The sequence below is a fragment of the Streptomyces sp. WAC06614 genome, assembly GCF_003949795.1.
Classification (GTDB): domain Bacteria; phylum Actinomycetota; class Actinomycetes; order Streptomycetales; family Streptomycetaceae; genus Streptomyces.
Genome location: NZ_RPRY01000137.1, coordinates 1 through 18569 on the forward strand (window position 1 = coordinate 1; position 18569 = coordinate 18569).

Genomic DNA, 18569 nt, shown 5'->3' on the forward strand with positions numbered 1-18569 from the left:
GCCCCGGACGACGTCATCAAGGCCGCCACCCGCACGCTGACCGACGCCTGCCTGACCGGCCGGGGCCTGACCCCGCCCCGGCCCGGGGGGAACATGCCGGCCGGGCAGGAACGGCAGGTCGCCGCGGCGCTGTTCGGGGCCGGTCCGGCCGAGCTCTCCCTGACCCTCCCGACCGGGTACACCGTCCGCGCGCACACCGACGGCTGCCTGGCCCAGGCCCAACGGCAGCTCTACGGCGACCAGGCCGACTGGTTCCGGGCCTCGGTGACCGTCAACAACCTCCGCCCCCTGGTCCAGCAGCGCCTGGGTCAGGACCCCGCCTACGCCGCCGCCCTCGCCCGCCGGGCGGCCTGCGCCGAGGCCGACACCGGGTGCGTCCGCGCCAGCGGCCTGCCGGAGCTGCGCGCCCGGCTGGAGCCCGCGCTGCTGGCCGAGGTCCGGGCCGCGCACCGTACGGAGATCGCCGCCTACGACCGTCTGCGCGACCGCGCCGCACACCGAGCGGCCGGCGTGCTGGCCGAACCCCCCACCCCCCACGAGAAAGGACACGTTCCGCAATGAGCACGAGGACGAGGACGACCAGGAGCAGGCTGCTGACCACCGCCGCGGCGTTGCTGGCGCTGACCGCGGCCACTGCCGCGGCCGCCGCCCCGGCCGGTGCGGCCGACTGCCCCAGCGGCCACTTCTGCGCGTGGACGGACGCCGACTTCGGCGGCCAGCGAGCCAACTGGTCCGGCGACGACCGCTGGTGGGAGAGCTGGATCGCCGACGAGGACTCGTCCTGGGCCAACCACGGCATCTCCGGCCCCGGGATCAAGGACCACGTGAAGGTCTACCGCAGCGCCGGACTGAACGGCGGCATGTCGATCTGTCTGGCCCCCGGCCAGGAGGTCGGCTCCAACGGCACCGCCAACGACGACGGCGACTCCCACACCTGGGCCATGAGCTGCTGACCCCCTCTCTCTGACGGCTCGTCACAGGCCGCTCGGCCCCTCGACTTACCGATCCCACCTGACCGGCGCCGTCGGCCCGGCTAGGGTGTGCCACGAGGAACGGCGTGATGCCGAGGAGCGGTCGAGGCCGGTACCCGTCCGGCGGGCGGGGGTGCGCGTGGAGCGGCCGACGGCGGCGCAGGCGGACCGCGCGCTGCTCATGGGCGTCGGGCACTTCCGCCGGCACCCCGCCGTCACCCCGGACGGGGAACCGCAGCCCGGCGGCTCCGCATGGGACGACCTGCCCTTCGTACCGGAGCTGCTGGCCCGGCTGGAAGCGGCGTACCGGGCGCTGTCCTACGACGTGCTGACCGTGCCGGACCCCGACCGGGCGGGCGTGCGCGACCACTGGAGCCAGGCGGCCGACCAGGGCTGCCGCATCGTCCACGTCATCTCCCACGGGGACGCCGGACCCGCGGACGACCGCCGGCCCTGGTCCGCGGCCACGCCCGAGCGGATCGCGATGGTCCCCACGGACGGGGACACGGGCCCGGGCACCGACGTGAGCCACTGGGTGGCCGACGCCCACCAACTGCCCCACCCCGTCCTGTTCGTGGTCGACCTGTGCCGCGCGGGGCGGGCCGCCCGCCTGCCACGGCTGACCGCCGTGCCCGAGACAGAACTGCGGGCGTGGGTGGTCGCGGCCACCGGGCCGGACGACCCCGCCTACGACGGCGCGTTCAGCACCGCCGTCGCCGAGGTGCTGGAGCAGATCGCCCAGGACGGTCTCGACACGTCGCCGTCGTTGCCCTACGTGCGGTGGGACCGGATGACCAGCGCCGTGCAGGACCGGCTCACCCGGATCAGCCCCCGCCAGCGGGTGCACGCCACCCGCATCGACCCCTCGCAGCCGCTGCCGGAACTGCCGTTCTTCCCCAACCCCCACTGGCAGGGCGACCTCCGGCTGGGGCGGCTGGCGACCCTCACCGCCCCCGTGCGGGACTTCGCCGGCCCCGCCACCGAGCACTTCACCGACCGGGTCGGCGACCACTTCGTAGGCCGGCGCGCCCAGTTGGCCGCACTCGCGCCCTGGATCGACGACCCCGCCGCTGGCGGGCTGCGCATCGTCACCGGGGCGCCCGGCTCGGGCAAGTCGGCGCTGCTGGGCGCCCTGGTCTGCGCCGGCCACGAGCAGATCGTCGCGGCGGCCCCCGACATCCGCCGGTACCTGGCCGCCCAGCATCCCCGGGGCGTGCCCTCGCCCGACCCCGCCCTGGCGGCCGTGCACGCCCGTGGCCGCGACCTGGACGCCGTCCTCGCCGCCCTCGCGCTCCAGTGGCGACTGACCCCACCGGGCGGCCGGGCGGGCGACGGCGCACGGCCGGACGCCGAGATCCCGTCGGGCGGCGGGGACGCGCCGGCGCGCTGGACCGTGCCCGAGCTGATCACGGCCGTACGGGCGCTGCCCGCCGCCCCGCCGCTCGTCCTCGACGCACTGGACGAGGCGGAGGACCCCGCCGCCCTGGTCGAACAGTTCCTGCTGCCCCTCGTCGAGACCGTACGGGCGGACGGCCTGCCCGCGGTCCGCCTCCTGGTCGGGTCCCGCCGCGGGCCCCACCTCGCTCCGCTGCTGGCCTGCTCGGCCGCGTCCACGGGCACCGTCGTCGACCTGGACTCCGTACCCGCCGAAGTGCTGCGCACCGACCTCGAACAGCATCTGACCCATGTCCTCGCCGAGTTGCCCGGCTACCGCGCGGCGGCCTGGCGTCCCGTGCGCGAGGCCCTGGCCAGGTCCGCGGCCGCCGCGCTCACGGAGGATGCCCCCAGCCGTCGGGACTGGGGACCCTTCCTGGTGGCCCGCGTCTACGGCCGGGCCCTGGAGTCCCTCGACACGCCGCCGGACGCGCCGGCCGCGGCCGCGCTGGGGGCGCAGGTGCCGCGGACCCTGCCCGACGTCCTCGAACTGGACCTCGGACAGCGCGCCGACGGGCCCCGGCTGCGCGCGGTCCTGGCCGCGCTCGCCTTCGCCAAGGGGGAGGGCTTCCCGCTGGAGGCCGTCCAGGCCGTCGCACCGGAGTTCGCTCCCGCCGAGGGGCCCGCGCTCGCCCCCGCGGACGTGCGCCCGCTGCTCGAAGCCGGGCGGTTCTACGTCCGTACCGGCATCGAGACCGACGGATCGGCCCTCTACCGCCTCTTCCACCAGGGCCTCGCCGACCACCTGCGGGCCCGCCCCCACACCCCCGGGAGGACCGCATGAGAATCCTCGGCATCCACGGCATCGGCAACCACCGCCCCGGCGAGAGCCCCGAGGAGGCGGCCCGCAACCTGTCGGCGAGCTGGGCCCGCAGCCTCGGCACGGCCCCCGGCCCCGGGTCCGTGGTCGAGGTCGTCTACTACGCCGACCTGCTGCGCACCCCCGGCCGGCAGGGCGGCGCGGACACGGTGGAGGACCTCGGCGACGACGAGGCGCACGTGGTGCTGGAGACCCTCGCCCACCACCGCGCGGCCCCCGCCCGGGTCCCGCAGGGCCGGCTCACCGAGCTCCTGCGCGACCAGGTCGCCGAGGTCGCGGAGTCCTGGGCGTGCCCGACGTGGCTGGTCGACCGGGCCACGGCACGGTGGGCCAAGGAACTCGTCACCTACCGGACACCGGGCCCGGCCCGCGAGGCCGTGCAGGAGCGGCTGCGCGCGGCCCTGGCCCGGCACCGGCCCGACGTGCTGATCGCCCACTCCCTCGGCTCGGTGGTCGCCTACGAGACCCTCCACCGGGAGGACACCTCACCGGTCCCGCTGTGGCTGACCCTCGGCTCCCCGCTGGCCCTGCGTCCCGCGGTCTTCGACCGGCTCGTCCCCGCCCCCGTCGAGGGCCGCGGCAGCCGGCCGCCCGCGGCGGGCCGCTGGGCGAACGTCGCCGACCCCGGCGACCTGGTCGCCGTCCCGGCCAAGGGCGTCTCACAGCGGTTCCACGGCGTCGAGAGCGACGAGGAATGCCCCATCCACCGCCTCGACTTCCACAGCGCGGCCCACTACCTGGCGAGCACCGCCGTCGCCCGCCTCCTGCGGACCGTACGCTGACCGCACCCGCCGGAGGAGGCCCTCGCCTGCCGTCGCGGGCCCGGCCGGTGACCGCGTCCCGACCGGCTCAGGGCCCGGGATCCGGCGGAGCGGGAGCGCGCGGCAGGTCGAAGACCATCACGTCCGAGCCCAGGGCCATGAGCAGGGCGCCCGGTTCTCCCGGAGCGTCCGGTACCGCGACCAGGTCGCGGACGCCGCGCAGGACGGGCCACACGTCCAGACAGGTGGCCCGCTCCAGGTCCCAGGTCCACAGCGTGCCGTCGTCGCCCGCGCTGAAGGCGAGGGCCCGCCCGTCCACCTGCGCGCAGGCCAGGGCGGTCACCCGGTCCGTGTGCCCGGTGAGGGTGGCCAGGGCGTGTCCGGTCGCGGTGTCCTGGACCGTGACCGTGCCGTCGGCCCCGGGCGCGAGCCGGACCTCCGTGCCGGCCACCACGACGGACGGCTCCGCCGCCGTGCGCGCCGCCCCGTCCGTGGGGCCGACCGGGTCGCCCGTGCGCGCGTCCCACCCCGTGACCTGCTCCTGACTGCCGGACGGGAAGCTCACCACCACCGGCCGGTCCCCGATGCGCGTGTACGACAGCGCGGCGACCGGGGCGCGGTGCCCGGGCAGCGGATCGCCGACCGGTTCCTCGCCCAGGGCCCAGACCCCCATCAGGCCCCGCCGGTCCGAGGTCGCGGCCACGGGTCGGCCGGCCACCCGGGCGCAGGCGACGGCGACCACGGAGTCGGTGTGCAGCCGCCACGGCTCCCCGTACGGCGTGCCGGCCAGCATGTCCCAGGTCCGCACGGTGGTGTCGTGGCCGCCGGTGACGGCCACCGGCACATCCCGTACGACGGTGCAGTCCACCGCGTACAGCGTGTCCTCGTGGGCCCGCTCCAGGGTGTGCAGCACCCGGCCGGGGCCGGTGAGCTCGAAGAACTGCACGGTCCTGCCGCCCACGACCACCGCGAGCGGACGGCCCGCCACCGAGGTGCACGCAGCAGCGGCCGGGCCGGGCAGGCACGGCAGCGGGTCGCCGTGCCGCTGCCCGGTCCGCAGGTTCCAGCGGACCAGGCCGCCCGGCCCTGCGCCGAGTGCCATCGGGGCTCCGTCGTCCTCGTAGCAGGCCAGTGCGGACGGGGTGCCTCCGGCGTCGGGCGGGGGGCCGCCGCGCCAGTCGAGCGCCTCCAGGCTCCACATGCGCGGCCCCTCCCCGGAGAACTGCTGGGCGATCACGGCGACCGGCTCGCCGTCGACCAGGGCGCAGGCCACCTGCGGGACTCCGTACTGCGTCGGCACCTGGCCGAGGTGGGTGCCGCCGTCCTCGTCCGCGTCCCACACCTGCACCGCGCCGGCGAAATCGGCGCTGACGAGCAGGCCGTGGCCGTCGGTGCCGGTGACCGAGGCCGTCCGCCAGACCACCTCGGGGTGGCTCCACAGCGGAGGACCGACGAACCGGCCGCTGAGCAGGTCCCAGATCCGAAGGCGTCCGCTCCATCCGCCGGTCACCAGGGCCGGGCGGCCCGCCACCTGGGCCGGCGCGAGGGCGGTCACTGTCCGGGACACACCGGAGGTGCTGTCGCGCAGGGCGCTGTTCATCCGGCTGCCGGTGCGCCAGCGCGGCCGGGGGGCTTCGGGGTCGAGGCCCTCGGCGAGGGCCCGGGCCAGGGTGCCGAGCCGGTAGCCGTACGCGTCCAGGGCGAGGACGGCCCGCCGGTCGCGCGGCGTCATGTACCGGTGGATGCCGAGGTCGGCCCGGTACACGGCGACGGCCTCGGCGGCCTCCTGCGACCGGGCCTGGTCCAGGGCCGGGACGAGCGTGCCCGGGTCGGCGTGCACCAGGAAGTCGGCGTCCGTGAGCAACTCGTCGGCCCGCCCCGCGTCGACCGCGTGCTCGACGGCGTGCCGCCGCAGGTACGGGGGCGCGTCGGCCCATGTGCTCCCGCCGCCGCCCTTCGGCAGCAGACCGAGGAGCCGGTCGAGCACGGCGCCGGCGGCGTCGGCCAGGGTCTCTTCCGCCACGGTCTCTCCTTCCACCCCGGGTCACTTCCCCCCGGGCGCGCCGCGTACCCACGGGTTCGACGCGACCCCCGCCGCCTTGCCCGCCGGGCCCGTTGCGGACCGGTGGAATGCTGTCCACGGCGGCGGCGGCGGTGGACGGGTCGGGCGGCACACGTGGCGGGCGTGGCCGGCGTGGTCTGCCGTGGCCTCGACGCGGAGCACGCCGAGGACGACGTGGCGGTGCTCGCCGCCCGGCTGCGCCCGTGCCCGCACCGCGCCCCGCAGGCTCCGCAGGACATCGCCGTGCAGCCGCGGCGGGCGCACCGTACGGGCGGTGCCGGGGGCCGTCAGCCGCCGAGTTCCTCGACCGGCTGGCGCAGAACGGTCCGCATCTTCTCGGGGACGGTCCTGCGGGGGTCGCTGAGGTAGATCTCGTGGTGGAGGCCCGAAGGCCGCAGGCCGTGGGCGGCGAGGTAGGTGTGGTGGAGTTCGTGGAGCACCGGCGCCTCGTCGTCGTAGGAGCCGACGTGCAGCACCTGCGCGCTGGGGCCTTCGTGCAGGGTCAGGTGCCGGACCTGGGAGATGGCGGGGTTCTTCTTCTTCGCCAGTGCGGTCCGCCCGGCGTCCTCGACCATCTCCGGGGTGATCCAGGAGGGCATGCTGATCAGCATGGTCCACTTCCAGGTGTCCTTGGCGCGGGCCGTGAACGCCTCGGGCCGGTCGGCCCACCACAGGCCCTCCAGCGGAGCGACGACGAAGTCACCGCCGGGGGCGGCCTTGGCCGCGAACTTGAGCGTGTACGCCACCGCGTAGAGGGCCTCGACCGCACGGGCGTAGGCGGGCGCGGTGTTCGGGTTCCCGGTGCCGTCGACCGCGATGAACTGCTGCTCGGGGACGTCCACGACGGCCCACGCGGTGTTCCTGGGCACGTAGAACTCCTTCAGCTCGCGTTTGACGTCGTACGGTGCCACGGGCGTCTCTCCTCCGGGGGACCGCGCTTCACCCAGCGAGGCGCGGTAGCGGTCCAACCAGGCCTGCTCGGCCGTGAGTTGGCTGAGGGTGTAGTCGAAGATCGCGTGCACGAACTCGGGGGCGCCCCGCCCCTCGGCCGAGGCCCGGCGGACGTGTGCGAGGCGCTCGGCGAGTGCGTCGGCCCGCTCGTCGAGCGCGGCGAGCAGCCGCTCGTGGCCGACGGCCGGCTGGTTGGCCAGCCCCACCAGGACGCGCGGGAACAGGGGATGCACCTGCGCGATCGCCTCCGCGGCCGCCGTCCCGCACAGCGCGCGGCCCTCGGCGGTCGCGGCGTAGACCTTGCGCCGCTTGTCACCCCGGGCCGGTGAACCCTCGGCCTGGGAGATCAGGCCCCGCTCCCGGAGCTTGGTCAGCAGGTAGTAGATCGAGCTGAAGCCGATCTCCGTCCACGCGCGCATGCCGCGTTCGGAGATCACCCCTTCGAGTTCGTACCCGTGCCTGGGCTGTTCCACGAGGAGGCCGAGAAGTGTCAACTCTGCAGCGGACAGGCCTGAGTTCATGTCATTATCCTAGTGCTGGAATATTGGGCGCGGCCAGGTCGGCCGGCGATGTCACCCGCAGCGACACGCTCACCTTCGGGTGACGGTGCTTCAGGGGCCGTCGGCATGGCGAAAGGGTGATCGCCGTGATCACTCATACCTTCCGGCGGCGCACCGCCGCCCTCGCCCTTGCCCTCGCCGCGGCCCTCGCCCCGTCGGCCACCGCCACCGCCACGACCGCCACCGCACACGCACCCGCCGCCCCGGGCGGGTCCCCGGCCACCGGTTCCGCCACCGCCGCGGCCGCCGCGCAGGCGGGCGCGGCGGCCTTCGGGACCCGGGCCGGGGCGCCCGCGCTCGCGGCGGCGCCCGCCAACTCCTGCCCGCGCGTGGCGGACCACCTCTACGCCGCCCTGGACAAGCGGGTCGAGCTGGACCGGATCACCCCCTCCCCGTCCTGGCGGATCAACTGCAAGCAGCTCTACCGCTCCGACAGCCGCCCGCCGGAGACCGTCTTCGAGCAGGGCTTCGCCCCCAGGGACGTCCTGAACGGCCAGTACGACATCGAGCAGTACGTCCTGGTCAACCAGCCCTCCCCGTACGTCTCCACGACCTACGACCACGACCTGTACAAGACGTGGTGGAAGAGCGGCTGGAACTACTACGTGGACGCCCCCGGCGGGGTCGACGTGAACCTCACCATCGGGGACACCCACAAGTGGGCCTCCCAGGTCGAGGTCGCCTTCCCCGGCGGCATCGCCCGGCGGTTCATCGTCGGGGTCTGCCCCGTCGACAAGGAGAGGAAGACCGAGATCATGACCGAGTGCCGGGACAACCCGTACTACGAGCCCTGGCGCAACGGCTATCCCGGCTAGTCCGAGCCGGCCCGGCCGATGAGTTCCGTCCGGCCGGGCCGTCATCCCTGACGTCGAGCGTTCCGACCGCCCGTGTGCCGGGCGGTCGGAAGGGGGCGGGCGAAGGATGTGGACAGCGTTCACATCACTCGCTAGAGTGATCGATGTGGACGTCGTACACATGCGGCGGCGAAGACGGAGGAGTCATCACATGCGTCTCGTGGTCAACGAGTTCATCAGCCTGGACGGCGTCGTGCAGGCGCCCGGCGGCGCCGAGGAGGACACCGACGGAGGCTTCCGGCACGGGGGGTGGACCCACCCGTACTTCGACGAGGAGGTCATCGGCGGATTCATCGCGAAGGGCGCGAGCACCACCGACGCCCTGCTGTTCGGCCGCCGCACCTGGCAGACCATGGCGGGCGCCTGGCCCGAGCGGGCCGGGGACCCCTTCGCCGACTGGATGAACTCCGTCCGCAAGTACGTCGTGTCCGACACCCTCACCGATGCCGAAGTGGCCGGCTGGGAGAACTCGGTGCGGTTCGGCGGGGCCGAGGGCGTCGCCGAGATCCGCAAGCTCCGCGAGGGCGCCGGCCAGGACCTGACCGTCATGGGCAGCCCCACCCTGGTGCGCACCCTCCTCGCGGAGGGACTCGTCGACGAACTGCGGCTGGTGGTCATGCCGGTGCTGCTCGGCGGCGGCAAGCGGATCTTCCCCGAGGACGGCGGACTGCGCGCCATGGAACTGGTCTCCTCGGCCGTCAACGCCAAGGGCGCGCAGGTCGTGACCTACCGGGCGGTGCAGGCATGAGCACGCCGCCCAAGTCCGACCCGAGCAGCTACTTCCCGTCCATCGAGAAGAAGTACGGCCGCCCCGTCCAGGAATGGCTGGAGCTGGTCCGCACCTCCCCGCTGAGCAAGCACATGGAGCTGGTCGGCTGGCTCAAGAGCGAGCACGGCCTCGGGCACGGCCATGCCAATGCCCTGGTCGCCCACGTGCTCCGCGGCAACTGACGCCCCCGTGGGCGGCGTCAGCGGGTGAAGCCGGCGACCGGGGCGTGGACCGTGACCTCGGCGCCGCCGAGGAGCGCGGCCTTGGCGTGGAGGCGGTCCAGGGCCGTGGGGCCCGGATCGCCGTACACGTCGATGGAGCGCATCCGGATCAGGGGGACGAAGGCGCGAAACTTGGGCCCGCCCAGCGCCAGATGGAGTTCCAGCGAGGCCGGGTCGGGGTGGACGGCCACGAGTGTCATGGTGGACCCGGCGGCATCGACGTGGAACCGGTACGCGAGCAGGCGCGGCTCCGCCGCCTCGATGAACTCCACCAGCTCGCGCATGGCGGCCTCCGCCTCACCGAGCCGGCCCGGCAGGACGTCCGACCGGTCGACGTAGAAGAGGGTGTCCCGCAGCGCCATGCCCCGACGCTAGCGGGCCGGGCGGAGCCCGTGGCCCCGACCGGCGCGGCCGAACGGGTGGTAGCGTCCGTGCCGTGGCGGAGCACCAGGAGGAGACCCGGACGGCCTACGACGGGGTCGTCGACCTGTACGCGTCGCTGTTCGCCGACCGGCTGGAGACGCAGCCGTTCGCCCGGGCCATGATCACCACCTTCGCCGAGCTGGTGCGCGGCACCGGGAACCCACGGGCGGCCGACGTCGGCTGCGGCCCGGGACATCTGACGGCCGTGCTGCACGATCTGGGGCTGGACGCCTTCGGGCTCGACCTCTCCCCGGGCATGGTCGACCATGCCCGGCGGGCCCATCCGCACCTGCGGTTCGACGAGGCACGGATGGAGGACCTCCCGGTCGAGGACGGGGCGCTCGGCGGGGTGCTGGCCCACTACTCGACGATCCACACCCCTCCCGCGGAACTGCCCGCGCTGCTCGCCGAGCAGGCGCGGGTCCTGGCGCCGCGCGGCCTCCTCCTGCTCTCCTTCTTCGGGACCGCCGCACCCGACGCACCGGAACCCGTCCGCTTCGACCACAAGGTGACCCCCGCCTACTGCTGGCCGGCGGACCGGCTGGCAGACCTGCTCGCGGGCGCCGGACTCACCCCGTTCGCCCGGCTGCTCCACGACCCGGCCTCCGCCCGCGGCTTCCTCGACGCCCACCTGCTGGCCCGCCGCGCCTGACGCCGGACCGACGCGACCGAACCCGCGTCAGCCCGCCGTCAGGGGCGCGGCAGCCAGGGGATCTCCTCGGCCGCGTAACGGTAGGCGCGGAAAACGGCGTTCTGGGCGCCGCGCGAGGACTCCAGCCCGACCCCTTCGCCGAACGCCCCGAACTCCGGGACCACGAACTCCCACACCACGTCACCGTCGGGCGTCACCTCGAAGAGCCGCCCGAACGAGCCCTCGGCCACGAAGGTGTTGCCGCCCGGCAGCCGCTGCGCGCTCGACATGTACGGGCTGTAGAAGTTCTGCGGCGGGTTGTCCTCGTAGGCCCACACCACCTCGCCGCTGTACGGGTCCAGCTCCAGGACCCGCGAGTACGGGACCGAGGTCGTGTCGCGGTAGGTGCCGTTGTCGAAGACCAGGACGGTGCCTCCGGGGAGCTCGTGCGGGTAGTGCTGCTGGGCCAGGACGTCCGGGCCGATCCGCCAGCGGACGGATCCGTCGGGACGATTCACGGCCACCGTGGTCGACGCGCTGCGGAAGCCCACCACGATCCCGCCGTCGGCCAGTTCGTTGACGGTGTTCGCCATCGGCCAGTGCTCGCGGGCGAAGTGCGGGTTCAGCGGCACCTGCGCGGGATCCAGGTGCTCGATCGCCGCCCACCGCCACACCACCTCACCGCTCCAGGTCAGCTCGTACACGACGTCCCCGAAGATCACCCCGCCGGGCGCCTCCGTACCGGGGATGCCGCCCTGGATCCTGGCCGCGTCCGCCGGGTCCAGCGGCTCCACCGTCAGGACGACGAGGTTGCCGTTGGCCAGGACCGAGGCGTCGTGGTGGTGGAAGGGGTGGCGCACCTCGCGCACCACCGTGCCGTCCGGGGCGATCTCCTGCAGGATGCCGCCGTGGTAGACGTCCCAGATCGGGAACAGCGACGGGCCGGTGGTGTCCTTGCCCTGGTAGAAGAGGTTCCCGTTCGGCAGGAGCCGGCTGTGCCGGCCGGGCGGGTGCGGGGAGTTCCAGGTGTGGACCGTGTTCCCCTCGATGTCGACGAGCCGGACCTCGCCCGGGCCGGCGATCGGCGTGTAGAGGGTGTAGCCGCCGTAGCTGCGCGCCGGGTCGTGGGCGCGCAGTCCGAGGCCGCGGCGGCGCAGGGTGTTCTGGTCGACCGTCATGGTGATGGGTGCTCCTGTCCGAGGGTGGGCTGGTGGTGGGTGAGTGGATGAGTGGGTGGGTGTCAGTGGAGGGTGACCGCGGCCCGGTCGGCGGTCGTCAGGGGAGTGGGGTTGACGAAGGTGCGCAGTGCCGAGCGGTCGGCGGATCCGGGGAGCTTCTGCGCGGCCTTGGCCCAGGCCGCCTCCTCGGCCAGCTGGTCCAGCAGCGCGTCCGAAAGGCTCGCCCCGTACGTGTACCGGGGCTGGAAGGCGGCGACGTACGCGGGCTGGAGCGCTCCGCTCGACTGCGCCACCACGGCACGCTGCGCGCCGGCGGGGTCGGCGGCCAGCTCGCGCTGCGCGCGCAGCAGGGTGCGCAGGACCGCCGTGGTGGCCGCGTCGTCGGCGGCCGGACCGGCGACCAGCAGCGTCCGGGCCGTGTACCCGGTGAACGGGACCTCGGCGTAGCGGTCGCCCAGGGCGGTGCGGGCGGCTTCGTAGAAGCTGGGGAAGGTGACCCCGGCGTCCACGTCGCCGCGGGAGAGCGCGGCGGGGACCTGGTTCGGGGCCAGGTTCACCACGGTGACGTCCGCCGCCGTCAGTCCCGCCGAGCCCAGCATCCGCGACAGCGCGTACTCCACGTTGGTGCCCTGCGGGACCCCGACCTTGTGGTCCTTCAGGGCGGCGGGGCCGGTGATCCCGCGGTCGGAGCGGGTCAGCAGCCGCCAGTCGGAGAACTGCGACAGCTCGGCGACGATCCGGACCTCACGGCCGCCGAGTGCGGCGGTGACGGCCGGCAGGTCGCCCACGACGCCCAGCTGCGCCTGGCCGCCCAGTACGGCGTTCAGCGCGTCCCGCCCGGTGGACAGGGTGGTGATCCGGGCGGCCACGTTCTCGTCGGCCCACAGCCCGCGCTCCTGCGCCAGGTGGACGGGTGCGCCTCCGAGGTGGTCGCTGGTGGCGAGGGTGACGGTCGTCCGCCCGGAGGACGCGGTACCGGCCCCGGTGGAGCAACCGGTGGTGAGGGTGGCGACCACGGCGGCCAGCAGGGCGGCGGTCAGGGTCAGCGGACGGGTCAGGCGGCCCCGCCGCGGCGCGGGCGAGGTGGGAGGTCTGGACATGGGAGAGGTTTCCTTTCCGGTGGGGACAGGGCGATGCAGAAGGTGCGGGGTCAGTCCATGGCGAGGTGGGAGGCGATCAGGGCGCGCAGGTCCGGGTCCACCGGTCCCGGCGGAACCGGGTGATCGGCGAGCACCCGGCCGGGGGAGCCGCCCAGGACCACGACGCGTTGGGCGAGGGCCAGCGCCTCGTCGATGTCGTGGGTGACGAACAGCACCGTGAGGCCAGTGCGTTGCCACAGCCGGCGCAGCAACTCCTGCATCCGCGCCCGGGTCAGGGCGTCGAGCGCGCCGAACGGCTCGTCCAGCAGGAGCACTTCCGGCTCGGCGGCGAGCGCCCGGGCCAGGGCGACCCGCTGCTGCATGCCGCCGGAGAGCTGGGCGGGGTACTTCCCGGCGCCCTCGGCCAGGCCGACCTCGGCCAGGGCGTCCAGCGCCCGCCGGCGCCGCTCGGCCCGGCCGGGGCCGAGCCGCTTCAGCGCGAACTCGACGTTGCCGAGGGCGGTGCGCCACGGGAACAACGCGTAGTGCTGGAAGACCACCCCGCGGTCCGGTCCGGGCCCGATCACCGGGACCCCGCCCACGGTGACCCGGCCGGCGGCAGGCCGTACGAAGCCCGCCACGGCCCCCAGCACGGTGGACTTGCCGCAGCCGCTGGGACCCAGCAGAGCGGTGAACGAACCCGCGGCCAGGTCGAGTTCGGTGCGCTCCAGCACCGGGACGGCGGGGCGCCGACGGGAGCCGCCGTAGGCGACGGAGAGGCCCTCGATGCGCACCGGGCGGCTCATGCCGTCCCCCAGTGGGTGACGCGGCGGCCGACGGCGGCCAGGACCAGGTCCACGACCACCCCGACCAGCCCGAGGACGAGCAGCCCGGCGAACATCCGGTCCATCCGCAGGAACTGCCCGTCCACCTGGAGCCGGTACGCCAACCCGGCGTCGGCCCCGCCGAGTTCGGCCGCCACGAGGGCCAGCAGTGCCACCGAGGCCCCGTACCGCAGGGCTGCCAGCAGCGCCGGTGCGGCCGCGGGCAGCAGCACCTCGCCGAACCGCCGGTGCAGCGGGGCGCCCAGGCTGCGGGCCGCGCGCAGGTGGGTCACCGGGACCCGGGACACACCGTCGTGCACGTACAGCCAGACCGCCAGGAGCACCGCGTAGGCGATCAGCAGCCGCTTCGCGGTCTCGCCGATGCCGAACCAGGCGGTCGCCAGCGGCACCAGCGCGATCGCCGGGATCGGCCGGAGGAAGGAGATCAGCGGCGACACCGCCGCGGACAGCCGCGGCAGGTAGCCCGTGGCGAAGCCCAGCGCGGAGCCCAGCAGGGCGCCCAGCGCGAAGCCCTGGCCGGCCCGGGACAGACTGGCCGTCAGGTCCCCGGCCAGCGTGCCGTCGCGGACCGCCCCGGCCAGGGCCGACAGCGTCTCGGCCGGAGTGGGCAGCAGCCCCGGCGCCACCGCACCCGACCGGGCCAGCAGGGCCCACAGGACGAGCGCGACCAGGGCCGCGCCCAGGGCGGGCCCCAGCCGGCCCAGGGCCGCGGGGCCCGGCGGGGAAGGGGTGGTGTGCACGCGAACTCCTCCTTCATAGATAAGCGAGGTCAATAATTGACCACATCTATGAACGGGATGTTGCAGCAGTACGAAACGTTCCGGGGATGGGGTACGTTCACGAGCGTGCCCCGCCCCGAACCCACCCCCGAAGCGATCGAGGTCGGTCGGGTGATCCGCGCCTGCCGCAAGCAGCGTGGAGTCGCCATGGCCGCGCTCGCCGCCCGTTCCGGCCTTTCCCAGCCCTTCCTGAGCCAGCTCGAACGCGGCCTGGCCACGCCCAGCCTCAGCTCGATCTACCGGATAGCCGAGGCCCTGGACGTGCCCCCGGGCACCTTCCTGCGCCCGCCGGCCCGGCCCGGCACGGTGACGCACGAGAGCGATCCCCAGGTCATCCGGGTCAGCGAGAGCGCCGGCCAGATCGCCCGCGTCCTCATCCCGGGCGGCCGCAGCCACCAGATGGAGGCCTACGAGCACCAGTTCGAGCCGGGTCAGGGTGAGCGCGGCTGGTTCGAGCACCCCGGCGAGGACTTCCTCTACGTGCTGTCGGGCGAGGTCGTCCTGGAGGTCGAGGGCGAGGAGCCCTTGACCCTGGCGGCCGGGCAGAGCGCCCACCACCGGGGTGACGTGCCCCACCGCTGCCGCCTCTCGGGCACCGGGCCGGCCCGCACCCTCCTGGTCACGGCGGCGGGCTGATCCCGCCGCCGTCCCCGGCGGTGAGCCGGTGGAAGCGGTCGGGCAGCGCCCGCAGCCAGCCGGCCCGGGCCTGCGCGACCTCCCGCAGCCGGGCGTCGGACGACCGGGCCACGAGATGGCCGAGGTACTGCTCGTTGAAGCGGGCGTACTCCTGGTGCAGCACGCGCAGCGCATCGGCCGTGCGGTCCGTGCCGGCCCCGCAGAGCCGGGCCAGCGCGGGGACGTGCGGCTTCCAGCGGCCCTCGACCGCCTGCCGGAGCAGGGCGGACACCTCGCCGGCCCGGTCCAGGATGGTGCGCAGCCGCTCCGGTGCGAGGGCGAGCGCGTCGGCGAGGAGCAGGGTCTGCCGGTCGTCGCCGGTCCATCGCTGCTCCGTCTCGGCCAAGGTGTAGGCCTGCGGATCCATGCCGATGCGGAGGGCGAGGCGGGGCGCCGTGAACTGGCGGGCCAGCCGGTGCTCGCGCAGGGTGGCCGGGTCGCGGCCCATGAGGACCGCGACCGGGCACCACAACGCGTCGGCCAGGGCGAAGAGTTCCTCCTCGCTCGGGCGAACCCCGCCCGATTCCCAGGCGAGCACGGTCTCCGGAGGGCGGTGGACGCCGAGCTGTGCCAGGTGGAAGGCCACTTGGTGGTGCGTCAGGCCGATGTGCGTGCGCGCCCGGGCGGCCTGGAGCCCGGAGAACGGCGGGTACGAAGGGGAGTCGGACACGGGTGCCTCACCGGCCCGGGGCGGGGTCCGGTTCGGTGGCCAGGGCGTCCCAGTCGATCTCCTTCTGGGAGCGCCGGTCGGCACGGGTGCGGAAGAACAGGTTGAGCAGGACCGCGGTGAGGCTGCCGAGGGTGATGCCGCTGCCCAGGACCGCCCGTACCTCGGTCGGCATCCGCTCGAAGAACGGACCCACCACGGTCGGCAGCATCGCGGCGCCCAGACTGACCGCCAGGATCAGGGCGTTGCGCTCGTCCTTGAGGTCGGCCTTCCCCAGGATCTGGATGCCGACGGTCGCCACCATGCCGAACATCGCGACCGCCGCGCCGCCCAGCACCGGGTGCGGGACGGAGGCCACGACGGCGCTGGCCTTCGGGACCAGGCCCAGGGCGATCATCAGGATGCCGGCCGCCACGACCACGAAGCGGCTGGTCACACGGGAGATCCTGACCAGGCCGATGTTCTCGGCGAAGGCGACGTACGGGAAGGAGTTGAGGACCCCGCCCAGGACGGTGGCCATGCCGTCGGCGCGCAGCGCCCGGGTGACGGTCTCCCCGTCGACGTCCCGGCCGGTGATCTCGCCCATGGCGTACACGTCACCGGTGGTCTCCACCATCGTGATCAGCATGACGACCACCATGGCGAGCATGGGGAAGAGGGCGAAGTGCGGCATCCCGTAGTGGAACGGGGTGCTGACACCGAGCCAGCCCGCCTCGTCCACGGCGCCGAGATCGGCGTCGCCGAGCAGCCAGGCCACGGTGGTGCCGCCGACCAGCCCGAGCAGGACCGCCACACTGCTGAGGAACGGCCCGCCGAACCGGGTCACGAGCAGGATGAAGGCCAAGGTCCCGCCGGCATAGGCGAGATGGGCGGGGTCGCCGTAGCCGGAGTGTCCGACGAGGGAGGCGCCACCGCCGACGTCCTGGAGGGCCACCGGGATCAGGGTGACCCCGATGACCGTCAGCAGGGTGCCCGTGACCACGGGCGGGAAGTACGGGGCCAGCCGGCCGGCGAACGGGGCGAGCAGGAACGTCGCCACGCCCGCGGTGATCACGGCGCCGGACACGACGAGCAGACCGGCGGTGCCGCCGCCCGCGCCCTGGCCGATGGCGATCATCGGGGAGACGGCCGTGAACGTCGCGCCCTGGACGAGCGGGAGGCGGGCGCCGATCCGCCAGAAGCCCCAGGCCTGGATGACGGTGGCGATACCGGCGGTGACCAGGTCGGCGTTGATCAGGTACACGAGTTCCTGGCGGGACAGGCCGAGGCTGTTGCCGAGCAGGACGGGGACGAGGACCGCTCCGGCGTAGAAGGCGAGGACGTGCTGGAAGCCGTACAGCGTGAGCCGGGGGAGCGGGAGCACCTCGTCGACCGGGTGGCCGGAGGTGCGGGGGGAGTGGGGGGAGCGGGTGGTGGTGCGCATGGTGCGGCGCGCGGCCTGTGGTGCCATCTCTGCCTTGCCTGAGGGTAGGTGAATGAGAAGGAGGCCTCTGGGCGGTGTGCGGCCGGCCGCGCGGATGGGGCGGGCGAGGGACGGCCGAGGGCACGGGGATTGCCGGTGCGCGGCCGGGAGCCGAGGCGGAACGGGCCGTTCCACGGCCCGACGAGGCTTGATCCTTGCGGATCGTTGCTCCGGGGCGCAAGTCCCCGGAGCAACGTTTTGAAATCAAAACCAGCTAGTAACTTGGGAATCAATGGGAGAGTGGTCCCACGGGTGTGGAATCCATGCCTGTGGCGCCCGTGGCGTGGTCAGCTCAGCACCGGCACGTGCTGGGTGACGCAGTGGATGCCCCCGCCGCCCCAGGCCAGCGTGCGGCAGGGGACACCGGTGATCTCCCGGCCGGGGAAGAGCGTGGCGTAGCGGGCGAGGGCGGCCGCGTCGTCCGCCGCGACACCGGCGGTCGGGACGACCACGCTGCCGCTGGTGAGGTAGTAGTTGGTGTAGCTGAAGGTCTCCACCGGAGCGCCGTTCACCCGGAAGTGCGGCTGCTGGTTCAGCTCGACGATCTCGAAGGGCCGCCCGCAGGCGTCCGTCGTCGCCTGGAGCGCCGCCTTGTTGGCCGCCATCCGGGCGTGGTTGGGGCTGGTGGTGTCCGGCTGGGTGTGCAGCAGCACCCGGGCCGCGCCCAGGTAGGAGGCGACCAGGTCGACATGTCCGTTCGTGATGGTGTCGTTGTGCAGTCCGTACGGCAGCCACACCACCTTGCGCGCGCCGTACGAGGCCAGCAGGGCCGCCTCGATCTGCGCCCGGGTCAGGGTCGGGTTGCGGTTGGGGTTGAGCAGACACTCCTCGGTGGTGATCAGCGTGCCCTGACCGTCGGTGATGACCGCCCCGCCCTCCAGGACGAGGTCCACGGGCCGGCGCGGCACGCCGAGGTACTGACACACCCCGACCGGCAGGAAGTCGTCCTTGTCGTAGGGGTACTTGTCGCCCCATCCGTTGAAGCGGAAGTCCAGGCCGGTGAGTTGGGTGCGTTCCTGGTCGCGGGCGAAGATCGGGCCGGTGTCGCGGGCCCAGCAGTCGTTGACCGGGTGCTCGATCACGGTCACGGTGGGGCCGCACTGGGCGCGGGCGTCCGCGGCCGTGCCGGGCTCGGCGACCATGACGACGGTCTCGAACCGGGCGATGGCCCGGGCGACGGCGGCGACCTCGGCCTGGACGGGCTTCAGCAGGTTGCCCCAGCCGACGTTGCGGTCCCAGGGCCAGGCCATCACGCAGTGGGAGTGCGGCTCCCATTCGGCGGGGACGACGGGCGGCGACCACCCCGCCCCCCGTCGTCCCCGCCGAACGGGAGCCGCCCCCCCACGGCGTGTTGCCCTGGCACTGGGACCGCAACGGTCGCTGGGGCAACCGCCCGCAGCCCCGCCAGGCTGTGGTCGCTCCCGTCG

Annotated in this window: 19 protein-coding genes; 9 read left to right on the forward strand and 10 right to left on the reverse strand. The window is 74.2% G+C overall.

The genetic code is table 11. From position 1 onward, the window contains the following. The 4 genes from EF918_RS38285 to EF918_RS19410 form a co-directional block, all read left to right on the forward strand. The coding region (locus tag EF918_RS38285; RefSeq protein ID WP_260610365.1) for a hypothetical protein at positions 1 to 561 on the forward strand (561 nt) is incomplete at its 5' end. Continuing rightward, positions 558 to 953 carry a peptidase inhibitor family I36 protein gene (locus EF918_RS19400; RefSeq protein ID WP_125647861.1) on the forward strand — a complete coding sequence of 132 codons (396 nt, stop codon included), beginning with the start codon at positions 558 to 560 and terminating at the stop codon, positions 951 to 953. The genes EF918_RS38285 and EF918_RS19400, both read left to right, overlap by 4 nt. Positions 954 to 1110: 157 nt before the next feature. Then, positions 1111 to 3189: an ATP-binding protein gene (locus tag EF918_RS19405; RefSeq protein ID WP_125647864.1), complete on the forward strand. Its 2079-nt coding sequence runs from the start codon at positions 1111 to 1113 to the stop codon at positions 3187 to 3189. Beyond that, positions 3186 to 4007, forward strand: coding sequence for a hypothetical protein (locus tag EF918_RS19410; protein ID WP_125647867.1), 822 nt, complete (start codon positions 3186 to 3188; stop codon positions 4005 to 4007). The genes EF918_RS19405 and EF918_RS19410 overlap by 4 nt, the downstream gene beginning before the upstream one ends. A 67-nt stretch (positions 4008 to 4074) precedes the next feature. On the opposite strand, the gene EF918_RS19415 is transcribed toward EF918_RS19410, so the two are convergent. Together EF918_RS19415 and EF918_RS19420 are read right to left on the reverse strand one after the other, a co-directional pair. Continuing rightward, a complete protein-coding gene (locus EF918_RS19415; protein WP_125647870.1) occupies positions 4075 to 6009 on the reverse strand; it encodes a WD40 repeat domain-containing protein in 1935 nt (644 codons plus the stop codon). A gap of 326 nt (positions 6010 to 6335) precedes the next feature. Beyond that, positions 6336 to 7520, reverse strand: coding sequence for a GyrI-like domain-containing protein (locus EF918_RS19420; protein ID WP_125647873.1), 1185 nt, complete (start codon positions 7518 to 7520; stop codon positions 6336 to 6338). A gap of 125 nt (positions 7521 to 7645) precedes the next feature. Between EF918_RS19420 and EF918_RS19425 the strand changes: the two genes are divergently transcribed. The 3 genes from EF918_RS19425 (at position 7646) to EF918_RS19435 (ending at position 9364) form a co-directional block, all read left to right on the forward strand. Beyond that, entirely contained in the window at positions 7646 to 8374 is a 729-nt protein-coding gene (locus tag EF918_RS19425) for an ADP-ribosyltransferase (RefSeq protein ID WP_125647875.1), read from the forward strand. 190 nt (positions 8375 to 8564) lie between these two features. Further along, positions 8565 to 9161, forward strand: coding sequence for a dihydrofolate reductase family protein (locus tag EF918_RS19430; RefSeq protein WP_125647878.1), 597 nt, complete (start codon positions 8565 to 8567; stop codon positions 9159 to 9161). Further along, on the forward strand, positions 9158 to 9364 hold the full coding sequence (locus EF918_RS19435; protein ID WP_125647881.1) for a DUF4287 domain-containing protein: 207 nt from the start codon (positions 9158 to 9160) through the stop codon (positions 9362 to 9364). The genes EF918_RS19430 and EF918_RS19435 overlap by 4 nt, the downstream gene beginning before the upstream one ends. A 17-nt stretch (positions 9365 to 9381) precedes the next feature. Here EF918_RS19435 and EF918_RS19440 read toward each other — a convergent pair whose 3' ends face one another. Then, positions 9382 to 9765, reverse strand: a complete 384-nt coding sequence (locus EF918_RS19440; RefSeq protein WP_260610368.1) for a hypothetical protein — start codon at positions 9763 to 9765, stop codon at positions 9382 to 9384. A 74-nt stretch (positions 9766 to 9839) separates the two neighbouring features. Between EF918_RS19440 and EF918_RS19445 the strand changes: the two genes are divergently transcribed. Next, complete coding sequence (locus EF918_RS19445; RefSeq protein ID WP_125647883.1) at positions 9840 to 10478, forward strand: class I SAM-dependent methyltransferase; 639 nt, start codon at positions 9840 to 9842, stop codon at positions 10476 to 10478. Between the two features lie 38 nt (positions 10479 to 10516). On the opposite strand, the gene EF918_RS19450 is transcribed toward EF918_RS19445, so the two are convergent. The 4 genes from EF918_RS19450 to EF918_RS19465 all read right to left on the reverse strand — a co-directional run bounded on the left by EF918_RS19450 (position 10517) and on the right by EF918_RS19465 (position 14299). Next, complete coding sequence (locus EF918_RS19450; protein WP_125647886.1) at positions 10517 to 11635, reverse strand: aryl-sulfate sulfotransferase; 1119 nt, start codon at positions 11633 to 11635, stop codon at positions 10517 to 10519. A gap of 62 nt (positions 11636 to 11697) precedes the next feature. Beyond that, positions 11698 to 12735 (reverse strand): ABC transporter substrate-binding protein, encoded by a 1038-nt coding sequence (locus EF918_RS19455; RefSeq protein ID WP_125647888.1) that lies wholly within the window; start codon positions 12733 to 12735, stop codon positions 11698 to 11700. 50 nt (positions 12736 to 12785) lie between these two features. Next, complete coding sequence (locus EF918_RS19460; protein WP_125647891.1) at positions 12786 to 13520, reverse strand: ABC transporter ATP-binding protein; 735 nt, start codon at positions 13518 to 13520, stop codon at positions 12786 to 12788. Further along, entirely contained in the window at positions 13517 to 14299 is a 783-nt protein-coding gene (locus tag EF918_RS19465; RefSeq protein WP_125647894.1) for an ABC transporter permease, read from the reverse strand. Before EF918_RS19465 ends, EF918_RS19460 begins: the two co-directional genes overlap by 4 nt. Positions 14300 to 14404: 105 nt before the next feature. Here EF918_RS19465 and EF918_RS19470 point away from each other — a divergent pair, with 105 nt between their 5' ends. After that, positions 14405 to 14974 carry a helix-turn-helix domain-containing protein gene (locus EF918_RS19470; RefSeq protein WP_125647897.1) on the forward strand — a complete coding sequence of 190 codons (570 nt, stop codon included), beginning with the start codon at positions 14405 to 14407 and terminating at the stop codon, positions 14972 to 14974. Here the strand turns inward: EF918_RS19470 and EF918_RS19475 are convergent. The 3 genes from EF918_RS19475 to EF918_RS19485 all read right to left on the reverse strand — a co-directional run. Further along, complete coding sequence (locus tag EF918_RS19475; RefSeq protein ID WP_260610370.1) at positions 14958 to 15683, reverse strand: helix-turn-helix domain-containing protein; 726 nt, start codon at positions 15681 to 15683, stop codon at positions 14958 to 14960. The genes EF918_RS19470 and EF918_RS19475 overlap by 17 nt on opposite strands. Positions 15684 to 15690: 7 nt before the next feature. Further along, positions 15691 to 17130: a nucleobase:cation symporter-2 family protein gene (locus EF918_RS19480; protein WP_260610371.1), complete on the reverse strand. Its 1440-nt coding sequence runs from the start codon at positions 17128 to 17130 to the stop codon at positions 15691 to 15693. Between the two features lie 299 nt (positions 17131 to 17429). Next, the coding region (locus tag EF918_RS19485; RefSeq protein WP_260610372.1) for an agmatine deiminase family protein at positions 17430 to 18569 on the reverse strand (1140 nt) is incomplete at its 5' end.